The 26,089-nt window shown below is 63.5% G+C and carries 21 protein-coding genes and 2 tRNA genes; 11 read left to right on the forward strand and 12 right to left on the reverse strand.

The window, feature by feature from the left end; all coding sequences use genetic code 11:
* Positions 1-38: 38 nt before the first annotated feature.
* Positions 39-1,265, reverse strand: a complete 1,227-nt coding sequence (locus AXE84_RS10220; RefSeq protein WP_060957797.1) for a hypothetical protein — start codon at positions 1,263-1,265, stop codon at positions 39-41.
* Between the two features lie 189 nt (positions 1,266-1,454).
* Here AXE84_RS10220 and AXE84_RS10225 point away from each other — a divergent pair, with 189 nt between their 5' ends.
* The 4 genes from AXE84_RS10225 to AXE84_RS10240 all read left to right on the forward strand — a co-directional run bounded on the left by AXE84_RS10225 (position 1,455) and on the right by AXE84_RS10240 (position 5,640).
* The gene (locus tag AXE84_RS10225; RefSeq protein ID WP_150116271.1) at positions 1,455-2,777 is read left to right on the forward strand and encodes a deoxyguanosinetriphosphate triphosphohydrolase; all 1,323 of its coding nucleotides are present in this window, start codon (positions 1,455-1,457) and stop codon (positions 2,775-2,777) included.
* A gap of 68 nt (positions 2,778-2,845) precedes the next feature.
* Entirely contained in the window at positions 2,846-4,861 is a 2,016-nt protein-coding gene (gene dnaG, locus AXE84_RS10230; RefSeq protein WP_060957799.1) for a DNA primase, read from the forward strand.
* 50 nt (positions 4,862-4,911) lie between these two features.
* Positions 4,912-5,478, forward strand: a complete 567-nt coding sequence (locus AXE84_RS10235) for a hypothetical protein (RefSeq protein WP_060957800.1) — start codon at positions 4,912-4,914, stop codon at positions 5,476-5,478.
* 90 nt (positions 5,479-5,568) lie between these two features.
* A tRNA-Asn gene (locus AXE84_RS10240) sits at positions 5,569-5,640 on the forward strand.
* 698 nt (positions 5,641-6,338) lie between these two features.
* Here AXE84_RS10240 and AXE84_RS10245 read toward each other — a convergent pair.
* Together AXE84_RS10245 and AXE84_RS10250 are read right to left on the reverse strand one after the other, a co-directional pair.
* Positions 6,339-6,569: a hypothetical protein gene (locus AXE84_RS10245; RefSeq protein WP_060957801.1), complete on the reverse strand. Its 231-nt coding sequence runs from the start codon at positions 6,567-6,569 to the stop codon at positions 6,339-6,341.
* 272 nt (positions 6,570-6,841) lie between these two features.
* Positions 6,842-7,381: an SHOCT domain-containing protein gene (locus tag AXE84_RS10250; protein ID WP_208854554.1), complete on the reverse strand. Its 540-nt coding sequence runs from the start codon at positions 7,379-7,381 to the stop codon at positions 6,842-6,844.
* Between the two features lie 552 nt (positions 7,382-7,933).
* Between AXE84_RS10250 and def the strand changes: the two genes are divergently transcribed.
* Positions 7,934-8,425 carry a peptide deformylase gene (gene def, locus AXE84_RS10255; RefSeq protein ID WP_004564721.1) on the forward strand — a complete coding sequence of 164 codons (492 nt, stop codon included), beginning with the start codon at positions 7,934-7,936 and terminating at the stop codon, positions 8,423-8,425.
* A gap of 97 nt (positions 8,426-8,522) precedes the next feature.
* Here def and AXE84_RS10260 read toward each other — a convergent pair whose 3' ends face one another.
* The 4 genes from AXE84_RS10260 to AXE84_RS10275 form a co-directional block, all read right to left on the reverse strand.
* Positions 8,523-9,023, reverse strand: coding sequence for a DUF3145 domain-containing protein (locus tag AXE84_RS10260; RefSeq protein WP_060957803.1), 501 nt, complete (start codon positions 9,021-9,023; stop codon positions 8,523-8,525).
* A gap of 175 nt (positions 9,024-9,198) precedes the next feature.
* Positions 9,199-10,452 carry a beta-ketoacyl-[acyl-carrier-protein] synthase family protein gene (locus AXE84_RS10265; protein WP_060957804.1) on the reverse strand — a complete coding sequence of 418 codons (1,254 nt, stop codon included), beginning with the start codon at positions 10,450-10,452 and terminating at the stop codon, positions 9,199-9,201.
* 8 nt (positions 10,453-10,460) lie between these two features.
* On the reverse strand, positions 10,461-10,712 hold the full coding sequence (locus tag AXE84_RS10270) for an acyl carrier protein (RefSeq protein ID WP_010613137.1): 252 nt from the start codon (positions 10,710-10,712) through the stop codon (positions 10,461-10,463).
* A 261-nt stretch (positions 10,713-10,973) separates the two neighbouring features.
* Positions 10,974-12,173, reverse strand: a complete 1,200-nt coding sequence (locus tag AXE84_RS10275) for a PucR family transcriptional regulator (protein WP_176713574.1) — start codon at positions 12,171-12,173, stop codon at positions 10,974-10,976.
* A 264-nt stretch (positions 12,174-12,437) separates the two neighbouring features.
* On the opposite strand from AXE84_RS10275, the gene aspA reads away from it, so the two are divergent.
* The gene (gene aspA, locus AXE84_RS10280) at positions 12,438-13,916 is read left to right on the forward strand and encodes an aspartate ammonia-lyase (protein ID WP_060957806.1); all 1,479 of its coding nucleotides are present in this window, start codon (positions 12,438-12,440) and stop codon (positions 13,914-13,916) included.
* 97 nt (positions 13,917-14,013) lie between these two features.
* On the opposite strand, the gene AXE84_RS10285 is transcribed toward aspA, so the two are convergent.
* Both AXE84_RS10285 and aceE read right to left on the reverse strand, forming a co-directional pair.
* Complete coding sequence (locus AXE84_RS10285) at positions 14,014-14,658, reverse strand: hypothetical protein (protein WP_060957807.1); 645 nt, start codon at positions 14,656-14,658, stop codon at positions 14,014-14,016.
* 108 nt (positions 14,659-14,766) lie between these two features.
* Positions 14,767-17,520, reverse strand: coding sequence for a pyruvate dehydrogenase (acetyl-transferring), homodimeric type (gene aceE / locus AXE84_RS10290; RefSeq protein WP_060957808.1), 2,754 nt, complete (start codon positions 17,518-17,520; stop codon positions 14,767-14,769).
* A gap of 397 nt (positions 17,521-17,917) precedes the next feature.
* Here aceE and AXE84_RS10295 point away from each other — a divergent pair, with 397 nt between their 5' ends.
* Together AXE84_RS10295 and AXE84_RS10300 are read left to right on the forward strand one after the other, a co-directional pair.
* Positions 17,918-18,322, forward strand: a complete 405-nt coding sequence (locus AXE84_RS10295; protein WP_010615390.1) for a DUF3052 family protein — start codon at positions 17,918-17,920, stop codon at positions 18,320-18,322.
* Positions 18,323-18,487: 165 nt separating this feature from the next.
* Positions 18,488-18,563 (forward strand) — tRNA-Val (locus AXE84_RS10300).
* Here the strand turns inward: AXE84_RS10300 and AXE84_RS10305 are convergent.
* Entirely contained in the window at positions 18,520-20,505 is a 1,986-nt protein-coding gene (locus tag AXE84_RS10305; RefSeq protein WP_420480494.1) for a recombinase family protein, read from the reverse strand. The genes AXE84_RS10300 and AXE84_RS10305 overlap by 44 nt on opposite strands.
* Before the next feature lie 1,566 nt (positions 20,506-22,071).
* On the opposite strand from AXE84_RS10305, the gene AXE84_RS10310 reads away from it, so the two are divergent.
* The 3 genes from AXE84_RS10310 (at position 22,072) to AXE84_RS10315 (ending at position 24,451) form a co-directional block, all read left to right on the forward strand.
* A complete protein-coding gene (locus AXE84_RS10310; protein WP_081093205.1) occupies positions 22,072-22,878 on the forward strand; it encodes an inositol monophosphatase family protein in 807 nt (268 codons plus the stop codon).
* Between the two features lie 470 nt (positions 22,879-23,348).
* A complete protein-coding gene (locus AXE84_RS12945; RefSeq protein ID WP_150116272.1) occupies positions 23,349-23,939 on the forward strand; it encodes a hypothetical protein in 591 nt (196 codons plus the stop codon).
* A 158-nt stretch (positions 23,940-24,097) separates the two neighbouring features.
* Positions 24,098-24,451: a DUF6907 domain-containing protein gene (locus AXE84_RS10315; protein ID WP_060957810.1), complete on the forward strand. Its 354-nt coding sequence runs from the start codon at positions 24,098-24,100 to the stop codon at positions 24,449-24,451.
* A 96-nt stretch (positions 24,452-24,547) separates the two neighbouring features.
* Here AXE84_RS10315 and AXE84_RS10320 read toward each other — a convergent pair whose 3' ends face one another.
* Both AXE84_RS10320 and AXE84_RS10325 read right to left on the reverse strand, forming a co-directional pair.
* The gene (locus tag AXE84_RS10320; protein ID WP_167542053.1) at positions 24,548-24,985 is read right to left on the reverse strand and encodes a helix-turn-helix domain-containing protein; all 438 of its coding nucleotides are present in this window, start codon (positions 24,983-24,985) and stop codon (positions 24,548-24,550) included.
* Between the two features lie 50 nt (positions 24,986-25,035).
* On the reverse strand, positions 25,036-26,076 hold the full coding sequence (locus AXE84_RS10325; protein ID WP_060957812.1) for a DUF1266 domain-containing protein: 1,041 nt from the start codon (positions 26,074-26,076) through the stop codon (positions 25,036-25,038).
* Positions 26,077-26,089: the final 13 nt, after the last annotated feature.

Consider the following 26,089-nt stretch of genomic DNA (forward strand, 5'->3'; position numbering starts at 1 on the left):
AGAATGCAAGAGACCAATGAAACTTGCATCCGTGTGCCCTAGGCAACGGTTGTGGCCTCCAGCCACGTTGTCGTCGCCGGGGGCACGAGCAGACGTCCCCCGTCCTGACGCAGGGGCTGAGAGGACAGAAGAACTTTGGCCTCAGCCGGCAAGGTGACGGGGGAGTCGGAGGTGTTGACGACGACCAGGACGCCGCGGACCAGGAAGGCGAGGGTCTGGGGCGGGCACCACTCCAGGCCAGTGACGAAGGCCAGGGGAGCGCAGGCCAGGTTGTACTCGTGCCGCACGTGGGCCGCGTGGCGCACGGTCGCTGTCGGAGAGCCGAACTGAGAGGACTGCACCTGCGTGTGCTCAGCCACCATGTCGGCCAGCTCCAAGGGAGCGGTCGGCTTGTCGGAGTCGGACAGGGCGATCTCATCGCCCTGACGCAGGTAGAGCGAGCCGGGCAGGGCCAGCATCATGGCCTGCAGGGCGAGCCCTCGACGCAGCCGTTCATCTCGGTTGACGGAGTACCAGCGCTGCCCGTCTCCCGGATCCAGGTGCTCGGAGAGAATGTGGGGAGGCAGGAATCGCCAGGTGGGGGGTGCCCCGAAGCGGTCGTGCTCGTCCAGCGACCGGGTCAGGTGGGACGTGAGCGACTCGGCGTTCCACCGTGTCAGCGTCAGACAGTCATCGCGCAGGTGGTGCACCCAGTCGTCCTGGAGGTGATGACGCAGTGACTCCGGGTAGTCGGCGGTCACGTCGGCACCGATGATGCCCTCGTCGACGTACTCGGCCAGCTGGCCGTGCAGCATGGCGCAGTAGGTACTGAGTCGATCCAGCCGGATTCCGCTGGTGAGCTGGGGAGGGACGATCGTGCCCAGGTCGATGCCGGCCGCACCGGCTTGCAGGTAGGCCTCCGAACGGCGCAGCAGGTCGTCTGCGGCTTGCTCGAGACCGGTGACGAAGCCCGTGGTCTGCTTGGCGTAGGGACCCGTGATCGGACCAAGCGCTCCGGAGATGCGCACGATGGTGCGCAGTCCCTGCTCGCCGGCTTTGTCGATGAAGCGGCGGATCGAGTCCATCTCGGTGTCCACATCGAGCAGACTCGGACGGATGAGCACCGCGTCCATGCCCAGGTAGAGGGCGTGCTCGATGATGGGATCGGTGCGGTCCAGCTCGGCCGCCCCCATGGCCGGTGAGGGGATCTCGTAGACCAGTGCATGGCGCCACCACTCTTCCGGACCGTCGTAGGGCCGGTGAACGAGGGTCGTGGTGGTGGTCACAGCAGGTGTCTCCCTTCCGCCGGGCGCGTGCCCAGGGACTTGACGTCCAAGAGGTGATTCATCGATGTGAGGAGGATGCGTGGCGACCACAAGCTGGAGGGATCGGGCACCGGCGCTCCCCTGGGGCGGTGTCGGAGGTGTCGGAATGGTGACGACCATGGTAACCCGCTTCTGCGCTACCTTGTGACCATGTCAGCGCAGAAATCTGGATCCGAACCTGTGCGTGTCGACGGACGGGCCGCACTTGACCTGTCCGAGGGGTACCAGGCGCAGGACGTGGACCGCTTCGTTCACGAGCAGGCGAAGAATCCTCAGCGCACCCCTTTTGAACGCGACCGGGCTCGGGTCCTGCACTCCTCGGCGCTGCGGCGCCTGGGGGCCAAGACCCAGGTGCTGGGGCCCGGCGCTGACGACTTCGTGCGCACCCGGCTCACCCACTCCCTGGAAGTGGCGCAGGTGGGGCGTGCCCTGGGGCAGGCGCTGGGATGCGACCCCGACGTCGTCGATACCGCCTGCCTGTCCCACGACCTGGGTCATCCCCCCTACGGGCACAACGGTGAGAAGGCGCTCGACGTCGTGGCCCGCCAGATCGGGGGCTTCGAAGGCAATGCCCAGACCTTCCGAATCCTCACCCGGCTGGAGCCCAAGACCCTCGACGCAGCCGGGAGGCCGGTCGGCGTCAATCTGACGCGGGCCAGCCTCGACGCCGTCGCGAAGTACCCGTGGCTCAAGGGCAGGGGACCGGGTGGTCCGGACGGGCGCAGCGCGCGTAAGTACTCCTCCTACGACGACGACGCCGAGATCTTCGCCTGGATGCGTCAGGGGGCCCCAGAGGGTAGGCGCTGCATCGAGGCGCAGATCATGGACCTGTCCGACGACGTCGGCTACTCCGTCCACGACGTCGAGGACGCGATCGCCCTGGGGCGCCTGGACCCGGCCTGCCTGACCGACTCCAAGGAGGTTGATGGGCTGCTCGAGGCCACGCGGGCCTGGTACGGCACCGACCTGAGCGCCGACACCCTCGGGGCGGCTTTCGAGAGGCTGGCCGGCCGGCCCTACTGGATCCGCTCCTACAACGGCTCCGTGGCCGACGCAGCGCACCTGAAGAACCTCACCAGCGAGATCATCGGACGCTTCGTCTCCGCTGTCGCCGCCGCCACCCGCCAGACCTACGGCGACGGGCCCTTGACTCGCTACGAGGCCGAGCTCGTCATTCCCGAGGAGACGGCCGCGGAGATCCTCCTCCTCAAGGGCATCGCCGTGCGCTACGTCATGGAGCCCCGTGAGCATGAGCCGGTTTACCTGCGTCAGCGCACCCTCATCTTCGATCTCGCCGACGTCCTCATGACCGGCGGCGGGAAGGGCATTGACCCGGTTCTGCTCGATGCTTGGCACCGGGCCGAGAATGATGATGCGCGCCTGCGGGTGGTGGTCGACCAGATCGCGTCCCTGACGGACACCTCCGCGCGGGCCTGGCACGCCCGGCTGTGCGGCATGTTCTCCGAGGTTTAGCTGTACCGATCGGGGAGCTCGTTCAAGCCCTGGCTCAGAATGTCGGTGCCCTCGCCTACGATGACCCTGTGGCGGGACTGATCAGGCGTGAGGACATCGAGGCGGTGCGTGAGCGCGCCAGGCTTGAGGACGTCGTTGGTGAGCACGTGACCCTCAAGAGTGCCGGCGTCGGCTCGCTCAAGGGGCTGTGCCCCTTCCATGATGAACGCACCCCTTCCTTCCATGTCCGCCCCCAGCTCGGCTACTGGCACTGCTTCGGCTGCGGTGAGGGCGGAGACGTCATCACTTTCATCGAGAAGATTCATCACCTTGGATTCGCCGAGGCGGTCGAGTACCTCGCCGACCGCACTGGGGTCCAGCTGCGCTACGAGGAGGGCGGTGCGGTACGGCGCGGAGTCGAGCCGGGCACTCGGCAGCGCCTCATGGACGCCAACCGCCTGGCCGAGGCTTGGTTCCGCGAGCAGCTCGCTACCCCGGAGGCACAGCCGGGGCGGGACTTCCTCACGGCTCGGGGCTTCGACCGCCACGCTGCTGCGCATTTCGGCGTCGGCTACGCGCCCGCCGGATGGGACAATCTCGCGCGATACCTGCGCAGCTCCGGCTACACCGAGGCCGAGCTGGTCGACTCCGGCCTGTGCAGCCGGGGCGGGCAGGACGGGCGCCGCGTCTACGACCGCTTCCGCGGTCGCCTCATCTGGCCCATCCGGGACGTCACCGGAGCCACCGTCGGCTTCGGGGCGCGCAAGCTCTTAGAGGAGGATCAGGGCCCCAAGTACCTCAACACCCCCGAGACCCCCGTCTTCCACAAGAGCCAGGTCCTCTACGGGCTGGACCTGGCCAAACGGGAGGTTGCCCGCTCCCACCGGATCGTCGTCGTCGAGGGCTACACCGACGTCATGGCCGCCCACCTGTCCGGGGTGACCACGGCCGTGGCCACGTGCGGGACCGCCTTCGGCGCGGACCACGTGCGGGTCGTGCGCCGCCTGCTGGGGGATGTGGACGACCCGGCGGCGGGAGTGGTCACCGGTCAGGGGCGAGAGGCCCGCGGCGGCGAGGTCATCTTCACCTTCGATGGGGACGCAGCCGGTCAGAAGGCCGCCCTGCGTGCTTACGCCGAGGACCAGCGCTTCGCCACCCAGACCTTCGTGGCCGTCGACCCCGGCGGCCTGGACCCCTGCGACCTGCGCATGAAGGAGGGGGATTCGGGTATCCCGCGCCTGCTGTCCCGGCGGGTGCCATTGTTCGAGTTCGTCATCCGCACCTCCCTGTCCCACCTGGACCTGGACACCTCCGAAGGGCGAGTCCGGGGGCTGCGCTCGGCGGCACCGGTGGTGGCCGGCATCCGGGACCGGGCGCTCAAGCGCGAGTACACCCGGCGCCTGGCCGGATGGCTGGGTCTGCCCGACGCCGAGGTCCACGCCGCAGTCCAGGCCGCTGGAAGACGAGGGGCCCAGCCCAGTGCGGCACGGGGTGGCCAGTGGCCTGCCGATGAGACCGCAGGCCTCGACGCCGCCGCCCCGGTGCGGGGGCTACCGCCGGTGACCGACCCCGTTGAGCGGCTTGAGCGGGTGGCCTTGTCCGTCATCATCCAGTTCCCGATGGCGGCCCACCAGGCCGGCGCCGACGAGCTCGGGGCCGACTCCTTCGGGCAGCTCACTCACCGCGCCGTCTACGAGGCCGTCGCCGCCGCCGGAGGCACTGGGGAGGTGCGGGGGCTGGTCCAGCAGGCGGTGGCCGCCGGCATGGGGGAGCAGGAGGCGCAGCGCCGGTCCACGCTGCGCTGGCTCCAGCAGGTGCGTGATGGCGCCATCGGTCTGGTCGAGGCCGCCATCACCGAGCTCGCCGTGGCACCCCTACCACTGCCCACTGTCCGGGGACGCGGCACCGAGGTGGACGCTGCCGATCTGGAGCGCTATGCCAAGGACACGCTCGCCTCCCTCGCCGTCATGGGTATCAACCGCAGGCTCGTTGAGATGCGCTCACGTCACCGGCGGATGTCGCCACATGAGGAGGGCTACCGCGAGCTGTTCTCCGAGATTGCCGCTCTCGAGCAACGCCGTATGCACATACGGCAGGGGACCTGAGACCTGGTGGCGGCCCACGGCGGCGAGCAGGTGCAGGTAGCCTGGCGGCCATGCCGATCCTGCGCCGTCGTCAAGGCTCATCCACCCGCTCCACCGCCACGCTTCCGCTGGAGATGCGCGAACAGCTGCATGAGCCCGCCCTGGGGGCTGTTCCCCTGGACACGGAGGGTTCAGCGTGGGCAGTGGCCACGGCAAGCGCCCTCGTGGTCTTCAATGGGCGCAGCAGACCCGAGACCCACCCCTGGAACGAGGTGGAGCACGGAACCTGGGATGGCGAGGAGCGCGTCTTCACCCTGAGGTGGTCGCAGCAGGGGCGCGAGGACCTCGTGTTGAAGGTCCCGGCCGGAGTGCGCCACGGCGACGCCTACGCCTCAGCGGACGTCGCGCCCTTCGCCAAGGCCCTGCGCCAGCGGGTGGAGGCGGTCATCATCCACAGCGCCGTGACGACGCTTCCCAGCGGTGTCACGGCCACAGCCAGCGTGCGTCGAGGCAGCGACGGCGAGCTCTACTCCGTCACCCGTCCCCTGATCTCACAGGTCGATGAGGCGGAGGATCGCCGCGCGCTTCAGGAGCTGGAAAACCGCGTCCGCGAGGGTGTGGGCCTGCCCACACGGTAGGATGTCCTTGGAATATCAGCGTTTTCTGTGCTTCGTCGGATTCGACGTCGCCGCGGGATGTTGCTAAAGTTCACTGCGCGTCAAGCGCATTCCTGCGTAGCTCAATGGCAGAGCATCCGACTGTTAATCGGACGGTTGCTGGTTCGAGTCCAGCCGCAGGAGCTCATAGCGCGGAGCCCCAGCCTCACAGGTTGGGGCTCCGCCGTTTTCTGGTGTGGGTGCGATGCCGTTGGTGACCATTGAACAGTCGCTCTGGTAGCCAAAGGTCATGTGTCGAGGACGATCTTCCTCGGGTTCGAGACCGTGCCGGTCTTGTCGCTGCTGACGCTGGTGTGGCTCACAGTGATCGTCTTGGCGAGTTGCTACTGGTCGAGTCCGGGGCCGCCCAGAAGCGCTGCGACAAGTTCCCCTCTCTTCTGCCTCAGGACGTCTCCCGGCGCTCGCAAGCCGATCAGAAAGAGGCGGCGTGACGACCTATGGCAGCAAGCGGGTACGCGGTCTGTCTGACGAGGCCCGCCGGACTGCCACTGCTCACGGTATTGGTGCCCGCGACTATGTCCTGCACTACGAGCAAGCCGGCACGACCTGGACCGGGGATAAGTGTGGTGCCTTGACTCCCGCTGCATCGGCTACCACCACGAGGTGGGCCAGTCGTGCCCGTGTCTGCCTGTCCTGATCCAGGACGTACAGGCTGTTTCCCCCAAAGACATGGCGTGATGCTTCGGTGGCTCGAAGACTCCGTTGTGGTGCATCGTGAGAACCCGGGAAATAGTGCCACTGCTTGTTGCTTGCGTGCGACAAGGGGTCTCCCCGAATCCACAGTGTTCGAGGAGACCCCGCAGCCGATGCTCTCGGCAGGACTACATGACCTGCGCCCAACCTTCACTTTGCTTGAGCGGCTTCACCCAGACGGGGATACCGCCATCAGGCACGTTGAAGGTGATTTCGCCGTGCGTGGTCAGGGCGGTGAAGGTGCCACCGCGTCGGAAAGCGAGAGCAATATCAGCCGCCTCTTCCACATCAGCGCCGCCGATTTCAATGCCCTGTTCGATGATGAACTTCTCGCCAAGGGCGTGCAGTTCGTATTTCATAACTCCTCCTCGTGAGGGAGCGGAAGCTTCGGTGCTGTCGCGGGTAGTGGTGCTGGCAAGCCTACCGACGAGAACGCGCTTGCCCTCAAGGGGAGCTGGTAATGGAAGCTTTTGTTATCTATCTGTTCCTTGCAGCCTTCGTCCTCGCTTCGACCGCTCTCTCCTGGTGGGGCGGCTACCAGATGGGATGCGAGGAGGGCGCTGCCCCCAGTGTCAACGACCGGGAGGACCTCTACAGGGGCAACCCCCATCTCTCGATCCGGATCGCTACATCACAGGCGTGCGAGCAAGTCTGTCTTCTTGGTGGTGAATTCCTCTTCGGACAGGATTCCCGCATCGCGCAGCTCGCCGAGTTTCTTGAGCTGATTCATGACGTCATCCGTGCTCGCGGCCGGTGCAGCAGGATGTTCGTTGGTGGCTTGGCGAATGCCGTCGGCCAGCTCGTTCGCGGACGCTTGTATCTGGTCCAGGATGCCGTGGCCTGCGGTTGGTGCTGGTACGGTAGGAGCGACCATTTCGCCGCGTTGGAGGCGCAGGATGGTATCGATGACACGGTCGGCGTCTCCGTGGTGGACCCGCATTGCGACATCGCCGCCGCTGGTGGTCAGGACGACCACGGTGTTCAAGCCCTTGCCTCGGCGCTTGGCCACGTGGGAGATCGAGCTGATGGGGATGATCTCGCCGTCTTCGTTGCGGCGGATTCCTGTGGCGGCTAAGGAAGCGCCCATGGTCATGACTGCTAGGCCAGCCTTGGTTCCGGTGCCGAGCCAGCCCTTGCGTGACCACTCCACCCTGTCGGGGAAGATGGTCACGGTGGCGTTCTTTCCGGCGATGTGGGACTTGAACTGTAGGAGGGGTTCCATATTTGCTCCAGGATGTTTGGTTGGGATGTAGTGCGTAGTTTCTCACCCCAATTCTGTGTCCGGCTAGGGCTTTGGTCGGATCAGATGTTCGGTTGTCTGTAATGTTGCGGAAAAGTGACAATAGGAAGTGTTGTTGCCTTAATATTTTGTTACCTGGTTTCCTTGTGTGGGTCACCTATTTGGGTATTAATTTGCCTGGCAGGCAATTCATTTAAGGTTTGGTAAGGTGGGTTATTTATGATTTGTGGCACGGGGGTTGCGTGCAGAAAGAATGTCGACCATGTGGGCTGCGCCTAGGGTGATCTGAAGCCATTGACTCGTGTTCTCCTCGTGGTCGAACTCGGTGGCGCATCACAGATGGTAGTTAATTTTTCTCGAAAAGATATGTCTGCGCTTGAAGGCCGTCCGGTCTCCGTGGGATGTCGCCGGTGGCGGGCGCGTAGCAGATCGCGACGTGAGCCGAACATGACCTCGTCGCGTCGGTCATGGGAGGATGCTGCCATGGCATACCGCGACATCCGCATCATTGGCGACCCGATCCTGCGCACCGAGTGCGACTGGATCACTGACATCGATGACTCCGTCAAGGCTCTGGTTGAGGACCTGCTCGAGACGGTCGATGAGGACGGCCGGGCCGGCCTGGCCGCCAATCAGATCGGGATCGGTCTGCGTGCCTTCTCCTGGAACATCGACGGCGAGATCGGCTACATCCTCAACCCCAAGATCGTCGAGGTCTCCAAGGACGAGTACCAGGACGGGGACGAGGGCTGCCTGTCAGTGCCGGGCCTGTGGTTCCCCACGGAGCGAGCGTGGTACGCCCGGGCTGAGGGAGTGGACCTGGACGGCAAGGAAGTCGTCGTCGAGGGGGAGGAGCTCATGGCTCGTTGCATCCAGCACGAGTGCGACCACCTGGAGGGCCACCTCTACCTCGACCGCCTCGACCGGAAGAACCGGGCCAAGGCGATGAAGGAGCTGCGGGCGCAGGGACTGTAACGTCCCCAGGACGCGAACCGGGTGGGGCAACAGGTCACGAAACCTGTTGCCCCACCCGGTTTTCAGCAGGCGATGAGGCGTCCTATGTTCGGCGTTCCTAGCCGACGCGGTGCAGCCAGCGCACGGGCGCACCGGCTCCGGCGTAGCGGAAGGGCTCGAGCTCGTCGTCCCAGGCCTGCCCCAGAGCCAGATCGAGCTCGCGGCGCATCCTTTCAGGATCAGTCGCGTAGACGAGCGCGGCACGGATCCGGTCCTCGGGGACGACGACGTTGCCGTGAACATCCGTCTGGGCGTGGAAAATGCCCAGATCGGGGGTGTGGGACCAACGGCCGCCGTCGGTGCCGACACTCGCCTCCTCGGTCACCTCGTAGCGCAGGTTCGCCCAGCCGCGCAGGGCCGAGGCAAGGCTGGCTCCTGTTCCAGCAGGCCCCACCCAGCTGGTCTCGGCCCGCATCATGCCCCGAGCCGCAGGCTGCTCGGTCCAGTCCAGGTGGACACGCGAGCCGAGCACCTCGGCCGCTGCCCACTCGATGTGGGGGCAGAGCGCCCGAGGTGCTGAATGCACGAAAAGTACACCGCGGGTGTAGGCACCGATCATGAGTATCGCCTCCTGGTTGGTTTCGAGATTCGCCTTCCCCAACGGTCTCGACCCGCAACCGGGCTCATGTCATGACGCACGCGGCATGCACGGCTTATTGTGCCTGACCATACCGGCCGGGTCCAGCGCCATGGGTCACAGGTGAGGTCTCATGGCGGCTCCCGCCCGAGCACGGCTACTGGCGGGCGAAAATTAGGGCGACGTTGTGCCCTCCGAAGCCGAAGGAGGTGCTGGCTGCGGCCGTCAGCCGGGGCAGGTCCCGGCCCTGCGGCCCGACGACGTCCAGCCCGAGCTGGGCCAGCTCCGGATCCACTCCGGCCGGCAGCAGCGTGGGCGGGGCCCAGCGCTCCCGCAGCGCCATGACGGTCAGCACCGCCTCCAGCCCCCCGGCCCCTCCCAGGAGGTGACCGGTGGCGGACTTCGTGGCGCTGACCGCCGCGTTCGGCACCGTTCTGGCCAGGACACCGGCCTCGACGACGTCGCCGGCAGGTGTCGAGGTGGCATGGGCGTTGACGTGCCCAACAGCGTCGGCGCCAAGGTCCGCGCGTTCCAGAGCCAGCTGCAGAGCTCGCTCTTGCTCCGCGCCAGATGGCTCCGGGCGTGCGACGTCGTAGGCATCGGCAGTCACCCCTGAGCCCGCCAACACGGCCAGGACCCGTGCGCCACGGGCGATGGCGTGCCCAGCGCGCTCCAGAACAAGGATCCCGGCGCCCTCACCCAGGACGAAGCCGTCGCGGTCCGGGGCGAAGGGGCGGGAGGCGGTCTGCGGGTCGGCGTTGCGCGTGGACAGGGCCCGCATGGCGCCGAAGGCGGCCACGGTCATCGGGTGGAGGGCCGCATCCGTCCCCCCGGCCACGACGACGTCGGCCCGTCCCAGCGTGATGAGGTCCGCACCATAGGCGATTGCCTCGGCCCCGGAGGCGCAGGCCGAGACCGGAGCATGGATGCCGCCGTGGGCTCCCATCTCGATACCGACAGCGGCCGCCGGGGCGTTGGGCATGAGCGCTGGGACCGCCGTCGGCAGAACCCGCCGGGGCCCCTTGTCCCTCAGCGTGTCCCAGGCCTCCATGACCGACAGGACCGGCCCCATGCCCGGGGAGACGGACACCGCTAGGCGCTGGGGGGCGACCTGCGGGGCCCCCGCTTGCTCCCAGGCCTGGCGGGCGGCCAGCAGTGCGCACTGACTGGCGCGGTCGAGGCGGCGCAGCTGGCGGGGCGGAAGCATCTCGGCAGGATCGACCGCCAGGGGGGCTCCGATCCGCACAGGCAGGTCATGGCTCTCGACCCACTCGTGCTCGAGGGTGCGAACCGCGCAGGTACCCTCGTGCAGGGCGCTCCAGGTGGACTCAATGTCCGCGCCCAGAGGATTGACGGTCCCCAGTCCGGTGACGACGACGTCGTCGGGGCGGCACTCGGCTTCCGGGCTCATGTGTGTCGTCAGGCCTTCTTGGAGGTCACCAGGTCGACCAGCGCTCCAACAGTAGGCAGGGTCGGGATGAGGGAGTCGTCCAGGGTTACACCGAAGCGCTCCTCAACCTGGGTGGCGATGGTTAGCAGACCCAGGGAGTCGACATCGAGGTCCTGGGCGAAAGTGGTGTCCCTAGTAATGTCCTTGGCGGCGACGCCGGACTCCTCGCTGACGATCTGGATGATGACGGACAGGACGTCGTCGTTGCTCTGCTCAGCCATGGTGGCTCCTTCTGGCGCCGCGACGGAGTATCCAGGATCCGTGACGGCGCTGTGACTCGATGATGGTTGTGGTTAGCCGGCGGCTGCGCCGCAGGTCAGATCATTGTCCCAGATGAGAAGGGGTGCTCCTGAACCAGTGGACCGCCAGGGTCGGTTTGCGGCCGGGGCACGGTCATAGCGCCACGACCGGACCTGTCCGAGGGTGACGGACGGGTCCGGTCGTGAAGGAGTGGACGAGGGTGCGTATTAGGGCGCGGCGCGTCAGGCCTCCCGACTGACAGCCAGGCGGCCCACGATAATCGCCATGTGCAGCATGAGGCCGTCACGGGCGTTCGTTGCGTCCCAGCCGACCTGTTCACTGACCCGACCCAGGCGGTAGCGCACCGTGTTGGCGTGTACGAACAGGTTCCGGGCGGTGGCCTCCAGGCTCCCACCCAGTGCCAGGTAGGTGGCCACCGTACTCTCGAAGGGGTCGCCCATTTCGTGGAGGGGTGCGTGTACCAGATGAAGGATCTGCTCGCCGGCAAGCTCGTCGCCGGCCAGGAGCCGCTCGGGGAGGAGGTCGTCGGCATGAACCGGGTTGGGTGCCTCAGCCCAGCCGGGCAGGGCCCGTAGGCCGGCCAGGGCTGAGCGCAACGATCGGCCCGCGTGCGAGATGCCGGGCACCACCGGGCCGACGACGGCCGACCCTCCCAGGCTGCCTGCCACCTGCATGGCCGCCTGGTCCACCAGCTGCTCAGCGGTGGCCTCTCGGCCGGAGTGCTTGGACGCCGGAACGTGGGTGGTCGGGCTGTCGCCCAGGACAATGAGGACGGAGTCTCCGCGCACGGATACCAGACAGTCGCTGGCGAGGTTGCGGCACTCGTGACGCAACCTGGAGACACCGAGCGCATCAAGAGAGGTCTTGGCGGCGATCGCCACCACAGGACCGGTGCCGTTCCAGCCGGCAGTTCCCGCCCGGGTCGCGGCGTCCTCGGGGGCGTCGTGAAGCATCGCGTCGACCGCTACTGACTCCAACCGAGCATCCCAGGCGCCGCGGGCCTCAGCCGCACGGGCATACACCTCGGCCGCGGCGAAGCCAACGTCACGCCCGAAGGTCAGGACGAGGATGCGGACGGCGTCATGGTCCTCATCCGGCACGACGCGGGGAGCCTCGTCCACAACGACGTCGAGGACCGTGCGTACCAGAGCCAGGGTCTGCTCAAGGGTGATGACACCGGTTAGAGCAGCAGGGGCCACGGAGAAGATCTGGGAGGGGACCAGCGGGGTCGAGGGGTCCTCCGCCGAGTCGACGAACATGGTGACGCCCAGACGGGCCACCGCAGCGATCTGGTCACGCGAACCCTCCGGCAGGGTTCGGTAGAAATCATGGGCCGAACTGATGCGGTCCAGTGAGTGTTCAATAATTGTGTCCTGCGCCTGTCGCAGTGCAGACACTCCCGGAGCGCTCAACTCATCCATGCTGTGGATGCTACCGACTGGAATATCCTGAGGACAGTAGGTTCCCGTTTGGCGCGGCGTGCGATCCGACACGAGTATGTGTTGAAAATACGGGGATAACTGAGGGTGGTGTGTCGCGAGAACGGAGAGGATTACGCAGGTTACAATAGCGTAACCATTGTGGAAGCCATGGTATGTGAATCTGCAATGACCTGAATGTGTGCGTCGTATGCCAGCATGGAGACGCACAGGCAGGTGCCTAGCTAGACAACTCGGAGGCTCAGGATGACGAAGGCAACCCGCACAGAGGAAGATCTTCTTGGTGCACGGGAAGTTCCATTGGAAGCCTATTGGGGAATCCATACGCTGCGTGCGATGGAGAACTTCCAGATCTCTGGATCGGTGGTCGGTGATGAAGAGGCCTTTGTTCGCGGCATGGTGCAGGTGAAGAAGGCGTCAGCGTTAGCGAACGGTGACCTCGGGGCTCTTGACCCGGAGGTTGCTGGTGCGATTGTGTGGGCGTGTGACCAGGTGCTGGTTGCTGAGCGCTGCCTCGATCAGTTCCCAGTCGACCAGTTCCAGGGGGGTGCTGGGACCAGCGTCAACATGAATACCAACGAGGTGATCGCCAATCTCGCGCTGGAGTACCTGGGATACGCCAAGGGTCGTTATGACATCATCAACCCCAATGATCATGTCAACAAGTCCCAGTCGACGAACGACGCCTATCCGACCGGATTCCGTCTGGGGCTGTTCACCCTAGTCGCCTCGCTCGTCGAGGAGCTCGAGCGACTCATCGTGTCGATGCGATCCAAGGGGAAGGAACTCGTCAATGTTCTGAAGATGGGACGTACCCAGCTTCAGGATGCGGTTCCGATGAGCCTAGGACAGGAGTTCGAGGCCTTCGCCGTTCTGCTGGAGGAGGAGGTGAGCCGGCTTCACAACAACGCCGCCCTACTTCTGGAGGTGAACCTCGGGGCCACGGCGATCGGCACAGGGCTCAACACGCCGCCGGACTATCAGAGCACTGTTGTCGGACGTCTGCGGGAGGTCACGGGGCTGGACATTCGAGGAGCGCATGACCTGCTGGAAGCCACGAGTGACACGGGCGCCTACGTCTCGATGCACGCGGCGATCAAACGCCTGGCGGTGAAGCTGTCCAAGATCTGTAACGACCTGCGACTACTGTCCTCCGGACCTCGTGCGGGGCTGGGGGAGATCCGGCTGCCTGAACGCCAGGCCGGTTCCTCCATCATGCCGGCCAAGGTCAATCCGGTCATCCCGGAGGTGGTGAACCAGGTCTGCTTCAAGGTCATCGGAAACGACGTGGCGCTGACCTTCGCCGCCGAGGCAGGGCAGCTTCAGCTCAACGTCATGGAACCGGTGATCGCCCAGACCATCTTCGAGTCCATCAATCTGCTCACCCGCGGGATGTCAACCCTTCGGGAACTGTGCATCGTGGGGATCGAGGCCAATGAGGAGGTATGTCGTCGCAATGTGCTGGACTCGATCGGAATCGTCACCTATCTCAATCCGGTGATCGGTCATCACAATGGCGACCTGGTGGGCCGTGAGTGCGCCCGTTCTGGACGCAGTGTGCGAGAGGTCGTGCTGGAGATGGGGCTGCTCGAGGAGTCTGTTCTTGACGAGATTCTCAGCCCGGAGAACCTTCTGCGTCCCCATTTCCGCGACTTGAAGGTCTACTCGGGATCCGACCCGTCGACTCCGCCGGTTGTGTCCACCGCTCCTGACTTGGGGGAGTAAGGGGAATCTGTCTTCCGAGGGTCGGCGGGCGGTCAGCGGCTAGTTGCGCTGCCTCGCCGACGTCGGAAGGCTGCTTCCAGCTCTACCGCGAACGGCATCACGAGAAGGATCGGCAGGAGCGGACGACAGGAGCGTGAACGTCCTTGCCGATGATGTTGAGCCCCTGTGGATCCACCTTCGCCTGTGGAGGCCTGGAGTGCCAGAAGACGTAATTCTGGCTGTCCCCGTCGTTGGAGCCGAACGTGACTTTATTGGAAGCGCCGATCCAGACCGTGTTGTCAAAGCCGTTGACGGTCAGTGAATCGATCTCCCCCTCGATGATGACCACGAGACTTTGTGCGGTGATTTTTACGTCTCGTGCGCCCGCCGAGACCTTGACCACCTGATCGGTGGAGAGCTCGTTCGCGGTGACACTGACCTGGTCGGAGGCCGGCATGACCTTGGTGACCTGGGCCTCCGCCTGGGATCGGGTGTCTTCCGCGTCGTTGTCGGTCAGCTCGTCGTCGTAGTCCTGGATGTCGGAGGACGTGCAGTTGCCGTACTCCAGCGGATCCATGGGACTGGTGTCCTCCAGCTTCCCAGTGGGCTCTTCCTCAGCCTCCTGAGCGGCGGCGTCGTGGGTCTGGTCCGGCGGGGTAGAGGACGCCCCCCTTGCACCGGTCCAGCCGACCGAGCAACCGGACAGGGTCAGCAGGCATGCGGCCATGAAGGAGGTGGAGCGCAGGAGCGAAGAGCGGGACAAGGAAGGACCTCATTCGGCAGACATGGTGGTGCCGGTGGAACACGGAAGACCGCGTTCCACCGGCACCACAATTGGTCAGTGCGTCCAACTATAGCCGCACGGGGCGGATCAGGACTCCCCTCCCTGGGACCCGGAGGTGCCTGCATTGACGTTGGTCAAGTCGTAGCGGGCAACGGCCTGGGCCAGGACGGAGCGGTCGAGGCGCCCCTGCTCCACCAGAGCCTGGAGGGCGCGCACCACCACCGACTGGGCGTCAATGAGGTAATGACGCCTGGCGGCGGCACGGGTGTCGGAGAATCCGAAGCCGTCAGCACCCAGGGTGTAGTAGTCGCCGGGCACCCAGGCACGGATCTGGTCGGGAACCAGGTGATCGTAGTCGCTGGTGGCGATGAAGGGGCCCGTGCTCTCGGAGAGCTTCTGCGTCAGGTAGGGGACCTGCCGCTCGCCGTCGGGAGCCAGGAAGTTGGCCTTCTCCACCTCCAGGGCCTGGCGCCGCAGCTCGTTCCAGCTGGTGACCGACCACGTGGCGGCACGCACGCCCCAGTCCTCGGCCAGGATGCGGCGGGCCTCCTCGATCCAGGGCACTCCTACACCGGAGGCCAGGAGCTGGACCTCGGGGCCCTCGCCGTCGGGGGCCTCGCTGATGCGGTGGATACCGCGCAGGATTCCCTCGACGTCGACGTTGTCGGGCTCGGCGGGCTGGTGGATCGGCTCGTTGTAGACGGTCAGGTAGTACATGACGTCTCGGTTGCGACCCGAGTCCGGTCCGTACCAGCGCTCCAGGGCGTCGCGCACAATGTGCCGGATCTCGTAGGCGTAGGCCGGGTCGTAGCTGACGACGGCGTCGTTGGTGGCCGCGATCATGGGGGAGTGGCCGTCCATGTGCTGGGTGCCCTCACCGGTCAAGGTGGTGCGCCCGGCTGTGGCTCCGATGATGAAGCCGCGGGTCAGCTGGTCGCCGGCGGCCCAGAACTGGTCGCCGGTGCGCTGGAAGCCGAACATCGAGTAGAAGATGTAGACCGGGATCATGGGCTCGCCGTGGGTGGCGTAGCTCGTGCCGGCCACCTGGAACAGGGAGACCGAACCGGCCTCGTTGATGCCCGTGTGCATGAGCTGACCGGAGGTGGACTCCCGGTAGGACAGCATCATGTCGGCGTCGACCGGCGTGTAGTTCTGACCCTGGGTGTTGAAAATCTTCTTGGTGGGGAAGAGCGACTCCAGCCCGAAGGTGCGCGACTCGTCCGGAACGATCGGGACGATGCGCCGACCGATGCCCTTGTCCTTGATGAGCTCCTTGAGCAGGCGCACGAAGGCCATCGTGGAGGCGACCTCCTGCTTGCCCGAGCCGCCCTTGAGGATGTCGTAGGTCTTGTCACCGGGCAGCTCGAGCTCGACGCCGGCATCGCGACGCTCGGGGATGAAGCCGCCGAGCTGGCGGCGCCGGTCCAGCATGTAGAGCAGCGAGGGGTCGTCGTTGGCCGGCCGGTAGTACGGCGGCATCTTCGGGTTGGCCTCGAGCTGCTCGTCGGTGATCGGGATGTGGAGCCGGTCGCGCAGGGCCTTGAGGTCGTCCAGCGTCAGCTTCTTCATCTGGTGGGTGGCGTTACGGCCGGCGAAGTGGCCTCCCAGGAGGTAGCCCTTGACCGTGTGCGCGAGGATGACGGTGGGCTGGCCCTTGTGCTCCGTGGCCGCCTTGTAGGCGGCGTACATCTTGCGGTAGTCGTTGCCGCCGCGCTGCAGGGCCCAGATCTCGTCGTCCGTCCAGTCCTTGACGAGCTCGGCGGTGCGCGGGTCGCGGCCGAAGAAGTGCTCGCGGATGTAGGCGCCGTCGTTGGCCTTGAAGGTCTGGTAGTCGCCGTCGAGCGTCTCCATCATGAGGTGCTCGAGGGCGTGGTCCTTGTCCGCGGCGAGGAGCTGGTCCCAGCCGCGGCCCCAGATCACCTTGATGACGTTCCAGCCCGCGCCCTTGAAGAAGGCCTCGAGCTCCTGGATGATCTTGCCGTTCCCGCGCACCGGTCCGTCGAGGCGCTGCAGGTTGCAGTTGATGACGAAGGTGAGGTTGTCCAGCTGCTGGCTGGCGGCCAGCTGCAGCATGCCGCGCGACTCGGGCTCGTCCATCTCACCGTCACCCAGGAAGGCCCAGGTGTGCTGCTGGGAGGTGTCCTTGATGCCGGCGCCCTGAAGGTACTTGTCGAACCAGGCCTGGTAGATGGCCTCAGCCGGGCCAAGGCCCATGGAGACGGTGGGGTACTCCCAGAAGTCCTCCATGCGACGCGGGTGGGGGTAGGAGGGCAGGCCGCGGCCACCGGCCGGGCGGGACTCCTCCTGGCGGAAGCCGTCCAGGTCGGCCTCGCTCAGACGGCCCTCGACGAAGGCGCGAGCGTAGTTACCCGGTGAGGCGTGGCCCTGGAAGAAGACGTGGTCGCCGCCGCCGGGGTGGTCCTTACCGCGGAAGAAGTGGTTGAAGCCGACCTCGTAGAGGGTCGCGGTCGAGGCGTAGGAAGAGATGTGTCCGCCGACCCCGACCCCGGGGCGCTGGGCACGGGTGACCATGACGGCGGCGTTCCAGCGCAGCCAGCGCCGGTAGGTGCGCTCGGCGCTCTCGTCACCGGGGAAGTAGGGCTCGTTGGCGACGTCGATGGTGTTGATGTACGGCGTCGTCGTCTCGGTGGGGACCGTGACGTTCTTCTGCCGGGCCTGAGCCAGCATGCTCAGCAGGATGTAGCGCGCACGCTTGGCGCCCTTGTCCGCGATGAGGGCATCGAGGGACTCGTGCCACTCCTTGGTCTCCTCTGGGTCGTTGTCGGTCACCTTCGTCAGGAGGCCGTCAATGAGCGGCGTGGAGTCACTGGTGGGGCTCACGGAATCCTCTTTCCTCGCGTCTGTGCGGACGGCCCGAGCCTCATTGCGTACCGTGGCGCCGATGACGGCGTCGGCGTGCGCCTGAAGTCAGGTCGCTGTGGATGACGGCCCTAATCTACGACCTGCGACGGCACGAACGCTGCACCCAACGGGAGGAAAGTCCCACCTCACGTATGATGTAGGCCACATAGCGGTGGGTTGATTTCGCTGTCGGGCGCTGTGGGCGTGGAGCCTCAAGCTGGTGACTGCACCAGAATCGACCTTCAAAGGAAAGTCCAAGGTAATCTGACGTGCGTGTTCACTTGCGCGGCTGGTGCCAGGTGCGGTGGGCTAGTACCTATCGCCTAACAGTGGGCGAGCGCTAGACGGGCTGGGCCCAGAAGGACGGTGTAAGGACGTGGCGAGTACAGCGGGTGGGGCTTTCGGCTTCGCCTCCGGTCTCATCATTCAGGAGTTCGGCTACGACGACGACGTCGACGAGACCTTGCGACAGGCCGTTGAGGCGGAGACCGGAACCGCTCTGGTGGATGAGGACTACGAGGACGTGGCTGACTCGGCCATCGTGTGGTGGCGTGATGACGACGGTGACGTCGACGACCTCACCGACCTCCTCGTGGACGCCCAGGCCAACCTTGACGGTGCAGGGCTCATCTGGGTGCTGACGCCCAAGGCACGTACCACCGGAGCCGTCCAGGCCGCCGAGGTGGAGGAGGCTGCCGCGACAGCCGGCATGCACGCGACCTCTGCCGCATCCATGGGGCAGCACTGGAGCGGTATCAGGGTCTCCAGCCGGGGGCGCTGAGGCGAGCCAATGGCCGCGCGGCGAGTTGCACCCTCAGTGCCGGAGATGAATTGGTGGCCCGTCCAGCGGAGGCGGTAAAGTCTCCGGCTGAGGCTGCCTACGCCCTCAATTGCCTGTGCAGGCACCGGAAGTTCGGGGAACGTGCTCCCGGCAGCGTCTGCACCCGGACCTGTAGCTCAGTTGGTAGAGCAACGCGTTTACACCGCGTCGGTCGTCGGTTCGAGTCCGGCCGGGTCCACCACAAGCTCCGTATACGAACCCTTGGCCTGAGTAACAGGGGCAGGGGCCGAATCATCACCTGAATTGCATCGACGACGCCCGTCCACATCGTGGACGGGCGTACTTGTTGTGGGTGCTGCACCCACCGCCGCTTGCTGCGCCGCCCATCGTAGCTGTCGGCTACCGAGTTGGTCGAAGGGTGAGGCCAGCTCTGCAGTGACGGCGGTGTGGCTCGCGGGATCGATGATGGAGATGGCGCTGCGGTGCACCGTATGCATCGAGCCTGGCTGCACGTCATCGTGGCCACCCTGAAATGCCGAGCCGCCCGACTGATCCCCAGCACCCTCATCGCAAGAAGAGGTCGCGCTCTCCGTTGTCTTCTCCACACTCTGCGTGGCGGCCGTCTGCCTACCAGCCACGGCGGCTCCGGCTCGTCGCCCTGCCTTCAGGCTGGTCTGTAGTGCTGGTGGTGGGATGATGGGGCGGCCATCTTCGTCCACCGCTGGATTGACGAGGATGCGCTCGAAGAACACCTGGTTGAGCAGCTTCTTCAGGTGATCCGGTGCCGCCAGGTACAGCCGGTGGCAGTCCTCCAGGAGGTCGAGCGCCTGGGTGAGGTGCTGCTCCACCAGGGCGGCGTCGGCCGTGTAGCCGTCTAGATCGCGCTGGATCGCAAGGATGCCGCTGGTTACCTGGTCTTGTTCCTTCTTGAGAAGATCCAGGGGGATAGCTCCGGCGTAGTGGGCTTCGAGCAGCTTGTGGCGCCGGTCTTCTAGCTGTTGCTGCCGTGTAGTTAGGCGCTGGATGTCTTGCTGGCGGTTGGCCTGGATGTGTGCGAACTCCGCGCGCAGGTAGCGCTCGATCTCGCGGCGGTCATCGCTACTGAGCCGTATCTGCTGGTAGAGCTCGGCCACGCGGGCTTCCACCTCGTCGATGAGCACCGCCTTGAAGGTGCAGTCGTGCACCCGATGGCGGCGGGCGCATACGAAGTAATGGTAGGTGCCACTGGCACGCGAGGTGGCGTGCTGCACCAGCAGGCGGGCACCACACAGGCCGCAGACGATGGTGCTCTTGAGGTGATGATTGTGCGTACGCTGCCGCTCGCCGTTGGTATGAGCGGTCAGGATGTCTTGCACCGTCTGCCAGGTGGCGGCGTCCACGAGAGGCTTGTGCGCCCCAGCGTACTCCACGCCTTGGAAGGAGATGACACCCTTGTAGTAGGGGTTTCGCAGCAGCGTTTGCAAGAGTCTGACCGAGACAGGGTTGGCAGGCTTGCGGGCGGTTGGTGGGATGGTCAGCCCACGATTATTGAGATGCTCCGCCAACCTCCGCACTGTCCAGTTACCCGCCGCATACTCGGTAAACGCCAGCCGCACCAGCGGTGCGCGCTCCTCATCCAAAGCGACCGTCCGAACCTCTCTCCCATGCTCATCCCGCCCCCGCACATTCACATACCCCAGCGGCGCCTTACCCAGTGTTCCGCCGTTTCTGGCTTTCTCGCCCATCCCCTTGATGACCTCATTAGCCAGGTTGCGGCTGTAGAACTCAGCGATGCTGCTCATAATGCCATGCAGCAGCATCCCACCAGGCGTCTGGTCGATGTTCTCCGACGTCGATACCAGCCGGACACCGGCGTCCTCGAAGGCCCGGTTGATCTCCACATCATCGGCTCGGTTGCGGGCTAACCGGTCCAGCTTGTGGACGATGACGTAGTCGATGCCGCCGTCCTGTTTGAGGTAGGCCAGCATCTTCTGCAGCTCAGGACGGTTCGCGGAGCGGGCGGACTCACCACGGTCGGCGAACTCCTTCACCACCAGCGCACCCATCGACTGGGCTTTGCGCTTATTCGCTTCACGTTGAGCGGGTAGGGAGAAGCCTTCCTCGCTACCACCACGCTGGGCCTGCTCCCGGGTGGAGACGCGGATGTATGAGACGGCCCGCTTGGGAGTGAGCTGGGCGGCCATAGCCACAAATGGGTCAGCGCCGACTGCCGCTGCACCGCCTTGTGTTGATCCTGCTTCCATACACTCAATCCTCCTTTCGCTTACCCGTTTGTCCAGACATACGAGCCATCATGGCCGATGTCTCTTTCCATTGACGCTCAGAATGCCCGCAAAGTCCAGTGCGAAGTGAAGAGGCACAGGGGGTGGAGAGTACACAGGAGAGGCTGCGAAGTACGGCGCGAGCGTGGTGCACCACTGGCTGGAACGGCCTGCCATGCACCGCGCACCTCGCATTGGCGACGGCAGCATGCTGGGGAACCATCCGTGGCTCTACCTGGTCAGATCATGGGGTGAGAGCAGTGCCTGAGGTAGCAATCAGCAGGGAGAGCGAAGCGGCACTGGGTGACTGAAGAGCAGGAGGCTGTTGAGCTCCGTGGTAGCGGAGGTACCGAGTGACGTCATGAACAGTACCGATACCTGTCTATAGGATACCGGCTGGCACCACGAAGGACCCAGCCAGGGCAGCTAACGGCCTAGCAGAGGCGACGCCACCGGGCGACAGTGGTCGCGCCTGGCCACGCAGCCAGCAGAGGAGGGGAGCCCGAGAAGGGGCACCCAGTCGCCGCCACAAAGCAGCACCAAACCGCCAGACAGCGCCGAAAGGTGTGAATGGTTGAGTGCAGCGATGCGTCGAGCGGGGCGTCTGGCGATGCGTCTTGAAGAGCAACTACTTAAAACTTCAAAAAAACTACTATGTCATCATAGGTGATGACTAAATTTTCTAAGATCGGTCACTAGTTCGGACTATGTGTCTGGCTCCGATTTTCATAAACTTGTTTTAGTTGGGCAGTATAGATGATATGGTGTGCGCAGATAGGCGTCGGCGCATTTTGCTGTCAGATGAAATGGAAGGATGTCGTAGGATGCAAAGACTAATAGCGGCAGCGACTATACTAACTGCCTTAACGGCATTCACGTCCCTAATAACAACTTGGTATGTAATTCGTTTGGATGGCCAGAGATCGAAGAGTGACGCATTTTTTCGTCTCACAGCGGTTATCAATAGTGACGACATGAGGCGAAAGCGAGGGGAGGTGTACTCCCTGAATAGGAATGAATTCTCAAAGTGGACGCCTGAACAGCGGAGTGCTGTCGATGACTGGCTGGCTTGTCTGGATTTATCGTTGACACTATATAAAGCCAATGCAATTAATCGCGACATATACATGTATATGTTCGGTGACGTAACTCTACGTACCGTCTATCAGGTTGTCCCATACTGTAACAGCGAAGTTGATGCTCGGGGCGATCAGTTCCTAATTCCGATGCGTTTAGCCATACCTGAAGTTGTTTCCAAATGGCGGTCTCTGGCTCACAAGAACAGATTTCCTTTACAGTTAACTGTGTCTCGAGAGTCTCAAATCAAAATTACTCCAGATAGCTTCGAAGGGGATGCAGCCTTAAAGTCTTTCTCTCAACTGCGTCATTAGTCTGACCCAGAACTCTTACCAAGAGCGCATTTTGATGCTGTGGTATAATTAGAATAATGTTAAAATGATTGTGTCCTTAAAAAGAGGAGTGTCCATCATGCCCATCCACCAAGACTTTCTCACCACCACCCTCACCGCCGCCGCGAAGATTGCAGCTGCGAACTTTGGCAATCTCTCTCACTCGGTCAAGGTGGGAGATCGCAATCAAGTCCTGACAGAGACCGACCTGGAGATCGGCCATTTCCTGACGGACGCAATTCGCACAGCATACCCTGACCATAATATCATCGACGAGGAGCTGGGCTGTATCGATAACGGGTCGCGCTACACCTGGGTGGTTGACCCGATCGATGGGACGAGTAACTTCGCGGTGGGGCTACCACAGTATGGCATTATGCTTGGGCTGCTCGATCACGACACACCAGTGGCTGGTGGCATAGCCCTGCCTGCCTTTGACGAGCTCTACGTTGCGACCAAGGGCGCGGGTGCCTGGTGTAATGATCAGAAAATCCATGTCTCGCGTGAAACCGACCTTGCTAATAGTCTCGTCGCCTATGGTATTGACGGCCACCCTGAGGATCCAGCCCGGACAAAGCGCGAGGCTGAACTGCTTGGTGCCATCATCCTCTCGATCCGTAATCTCCGCTCGTCTAATAGTGTCGTCGACCAAGCAATGGTTGCGAAGGGTGCCTATGGTGCCTGCGCCAACCAAACGAGCAAGATCTGGGACAACGTCGCGCAGCAGATCATTATTGAGGAAGCAGGCGGCGTCTATACCGATATTGCTGGTAACTCCATGGATTACCACAACGCCCTGAACCGCTCTCACGAGAACTTTACCTGGCTGGCGGGAGCGCCGGAGCTGCATCGGCAGTTGGTGAGGGTGGTGGAGAAACCACAGTAGATAACAGCAGATAAGAGCCACTATTTGAAGTTAATTCGGGAGTTTCTTTGATGAAATGAAATTTGAGTAGCGTTGAGTGAATTGATGCCACTAGCATGTTAATAGTTGCATACAATGTATGTTAGAGTGCATTCGTATTTTATGCGAAACAACTTGCAAACTGGTGACGGTTGAGATTTATTTGTAGGATGTTGGTCGGTCCGATCAATCTCATGTGATACGTGAGCGACTCAGTGTCCGTGCAGTGAACGTGAGTGGTTCCGCCGCCGAGTTGATTAATGAGCACCTGGAATGCTGTGGTTTTCGTTCGTCTCTCAGTGTATCCTCAGTACCCATGCTCGCTATGGAGATGCTGACCGTTGTACCGCGTTTTTCTTGACAGTAACTACGGTAACTGTTTTTGCCGGTTGGACAGGGGCAGATAATTATAAGAGTATTTGCTCGTGACATGAAGGGTATAGTCATTGAGTGTGTCAAATCGACTGAATAACTTAGATTGGGATTTTTGGAAATTTGCGTCACTCTGTTTGTTTGCGTTTGCTGTTATGGGGTGTTTCAATTCTTTCTACAGGAACGCCTTGAATGTTGTCTGTGGGGTGTGTAGTATGTGTATGCCATGGGTTTTGGCGATCATATATTATAAGAGTGATCGTGAATCTAAGATGAACGAGTATTGTGCGTTTATGATTTGCGTGTTGTCTATGGGGGTTCTGTGGGTAATCAACGACTATTTTATTGATTGTATTGTTGGTATCAGCAAACTAAAGTCGTCTGATAGTCGCGGACCGTGGTTTGCTCGGCTTATTATTAATTATGATGTCAACTCGGTTGCGACATTGTTTGTAGGGATCCAATGGTGTTTGCTATATGTGCTAAAGGGTTGTTTGCTTGGAGAATTTAAGGAACACGTCAAGAGGGTCAAGCGAGTGGGTTTTATGCTGCTGGGCACTCTCGTCAGCGCTTTGGGCTTGCCATGGGGTTTTCCTTTCTTGGTGGCTTTAGGGGAGTTATTTTTTTCTAGCCGCGATGATTTATTAGAGGTGAGCGGTGGTGGAAAGTAGTTAGCTATTTTGACGAGAAGACTAAGGAGCTCACATAAACCATCTGACCCCTCCTCTGTTCTCCCTCAGCCCTCCCACCTTCCATCTGGTCCATCCCTCTGCTTCACTCTCCCCCCAATAGCCCCACCACTCACCAAAGGCCAAGGAAGGGGAGACCAATGCAGCCAAAGACGGAAGACAACAAGAGACAGACATCACCAACCACCGACTGCCCAGCCTGGTGCATCGGCCACAACGCCGATGCACCAGACAAAGATGACGACCACCTCCACGAAGCCGCCCCAGCCCTCATACCCTGCATCACCCTAGAACGCACCACCGATGAGACTGGCACCATCCACCATCACCCCACCGCCACCGAACTCACCCTAGTGCGCTACCAATACCCACACGACAGCGACACCTGGCTCTACATAGGCGACGGCTCCCACACTCACGGCCTCGACATCACCCTAGAGAGCGCCCGTCGGCTGGTGAGCACGCTGGCTCGGTATGTGGAAGATGAGGGGTGAGTGGGTTGCGGCTGGCTGAGCGACGTCGTTGCTGACAATGAGCGCGCCGTCTGCTGGTGGCGTTCGGCCTGGTGCTACACATCTGCTGTGTGCCGCTCATGCAGCACCGGGTCTGGGACGCAGGGCAATGCCGGTGGTGTGGAGGTAGCGGCGGACGGTCTCGGCATGCACGCCGAACTGGCGGCCGATGGTGGCGCAGGACTGGCCGGCGAGGTAGTGCTGCTCGGCCTGGTGCTTCTGCTCGTCGCTCAAGCCACGTGGCCGGCAGGGGATGCCCCGAGCGGCGCGGAGGTCACTGACCTGTTGCCTGCTGATGCCATAGCGCTGGCAGATCTCGCGTACTGGCGTGCTCTGCTGGTACAGGGTGATCACCTCATCCTTCTGCGCTGGCGTAAGGCGGGTGTGATGCTGGCGCAGGCGCTGAGGCGGGGGAGTGGCTATGGTGGTCGTAGTGGTTCTGTTGTCGGGTGGCAGCGTCTTGGCGAACTTCAGTAGTGTCTGCCAGTTCTTGGTGACAGAGGTAAGGAGGGCCACCACAAGCTTCCGCCGCCCCGCCCCGTCGCGGACGCCGTTGGCGAGGTTCCTCAGGCGCGCTTGGCGAACCGGTGGCACTGGTCGGCATGGGTCCCGAAGTGCTGGGGGCGGTGCTGTCCGCGGACAATGACCTGATCGTCGACCCAGCGCTCCCACTGTGTGGCGTGCCTCCGCTCGCCAGCCCCCAGCGGCATCGCCACGCCGGCGTCGAGCAGGTCGTCGAGGATCAGGAACGAGGGCTCGGGAGTCTCGACGTCCCAGTCGATGAGCCCCCATGGCCCGTCGGGGCTGAGGAGAACCAGCGAGCGGTTGAGATCGTGCAGGTCGTTGAAGTGCTCGTCCTTGCCACTCGTGGAGCTCCAGTACCAGCGTGCCAGCCGGAACGACTCCGACACCTGCGTCCAGCTCCGATAACGCTCTCGCAGCCCCTGATCCAGGATCGCGAGCGTGTCCCAGGTCTCGTCCTCGGTCAGCCACCCCAGCGCGAATCCACAGCGCGTCAGCATGCCGGCACGCACCAGGTCCCAGGCGGAGAAGTCCACGTTGCGGATGTCGCGATCATTGTTGAGCATGCGCTCGAGGCGCCACAGTGTCTCTGCTGCGTCTGAGGATGACTCGGCAGTCTCTCGTAGTTCGTGGCGTTCGGCCTCCGCCAGGGAGGTGTCGACCCAGCGGGCGCGCTCGGCATCGAAACTGGTGCGGTGCCCGGAGGTGATGAGCCAGTGGACCTGGGAGAGAAGGTCGGCGCGCGAGCACACTCCCCAGTCGAGGGAGAGCATGGTGCGCGTGCCGTCAAGATCGGAGCAGGCGAGCCGGTCCCACGGGTCCCGGCGGCACAGGGAGTACGGCGCGCAGATCGCCAGGAGTCGCTCATGCGGGCCGGCGGTGAACTCGTCGGGCTCGGAGTGTCTGACGGGTCGATGATGCTCGGTGAGCTCATTCCATGTGGACTCCTCGCCCCGGTGCGGGGTTGAGGCTGCCTTATCGCGGCGCAAGCGTATTTTTTGATGGATTGATTTGGAGATCTCGACGGTGGCGATCACTCCAAAAACTACCAGCGCGGCGGAGAGGAGCAGGGTCTGCATGGACATGACGAGAATTGTG

The organism is Actinomyces oris (genome assembly GCF_001553935.1).
Lineage (GTDB): Bacteria > Actinomycetota > Actinomycetes > Actinomycetales > Actinomycetaceae > Actinomyces > Actinomyces oris_A.